The 1,226-nt window shown below is 73.0% G+C and carries 1 protein-coding gene and 1 pseudogene; both read right to left on the bottom strand.

Annotation, left to right across the window (positions count from 1 at the left end; all coding sequences use genetic code 11):
* Positions 1–237 precede the first annotated feature (237 nt).
* Positions 238–810, bottom strand: coding sequence for an NADPH-dependent FMN reductase (locus NBZ83_RS32215; RefSeq protein WP_261576521.1), 573 nt, complete (start codon positions 808–810; stop codon positions 238–240).
* 42 nt (positions 811–852) lie between these two features.
* Positions 853–1,226: pseudogene (locus tag NBZ83_RS32210) on the bottom strand (hypothetical protein); the annotation flags it as partial.

Raw genomic sequence — 1,226 nt, 5'->3', positions numbered from 1 at the left:
GGCATCCCCGCCGGGGACGTCGGCCGGGCGCGGGTTGTCGAACTCGGCCACGGATCAGCCCTGCCGCCTGCATCCGGCTCGGGCTGGCCGCCTGGGTGGGGCCAAGCTTCGTCGGCGGCTGGAGGGGCTGATCGTTTCCTCCCGGCCGTCGCTCTGGCGAATGCACCCATGGCGGACGATATCGCACGCAGCGCGACCGTGAGGTGACGATCCGGCGAAGAGGGGCGGGGTGGACGGTCAGGCTGGCGTGGCGGCCGGGGGCGCGGAGTTCCGCGCCGCGAGATGATCGGTGATCGCGCGCAACGCGGCGACGAGCGCGGCCCGGACGGCCTCGTCGGACACCGTTCCGTCCGCGGAGACGGCGTCGCGGGCCACCGGGATCGCCACGCATGCCGCCTCGATCACCTCGACAGTGACATAGCCCAGCACGGTGGCGAGCTCCGCGAGCGCGCCCAGGCCGCGGCCGGGGGCGGCGACGTTGATCCAGGCGGCGGGCTTGTCGTAGAGGTCACCGGTGCCGACGGTCCAGTCGAGCAGGTTCTTCAGGCTGCCGGGCAGGGCACCCGCGTACTCCGGCGTGCAGAACAGCACCGCGTCGGCCGCGGCGAGCTGGGCCCGCAGCGCGGCGACCGCGGGCGGCGGCGCGGAATCGTCAGCGTCCGGAGTGAAAGCCGGCAGGTCGGCCAGGCCGTCGTAAAGGACGGCCGCCGTCCCGGCCGGCGCCAGCGCGACGACGGTCCGCAGCGCGGCGGTGTTCGTCGACGTGCCGCGGGTGCTGCCGGAGATCAGGAGAAGCCGTGTCTGCGCCATGGACCTCATCCTCGCCGGTACGACCTTCGTTGCGGCAGAGCGTCAGGGCATCGGAGCGGCTGACCGAGGCAGCGGCGGAAGCGGGCCCCAGGTCTCGGCCGGCAATCGGACCAGTTGGCCGCCGCGCGGCACCAGCCAACCCAGCCACCTCCATGAGCCCTCGGAGGCGCCACGCAGTTCATCCCCGTCAGCCGACCAGAGCGCCAGCTCACTGTCCGAGAGCTGCTCGAGCCACCAGCCCACCGGCCGGCCGGTGGTGGCGTCCCAGATTCGCGCGGTGCGGTCGTTACTGGTGGTGAGGATGCGGGTGTTGTCGGGGCTCCACGTGCCGCTGGTCACCGTGTTGGTGTGGCCGGTGAGGGTGAGCTGGTGGTGTCCGGTGGTGGCGTCCCAGATTCGCGCGGTGTCGTCCCAGC

Source organism: Frankia gtarii, from assembly GCF_025403375.1.
GTDB classification, from domain to species: domain Bacteria; phylum Actinomycetota; class Actinomycetes; order Frankiales; family Frankiaceae; genus Frankia; species Frankia gtarii.
The sequence above is the reverse complement of the archived record's forward strand: the minus strand, read 5'-3'. Positions and strand labels throughout refer to the sequence as shown.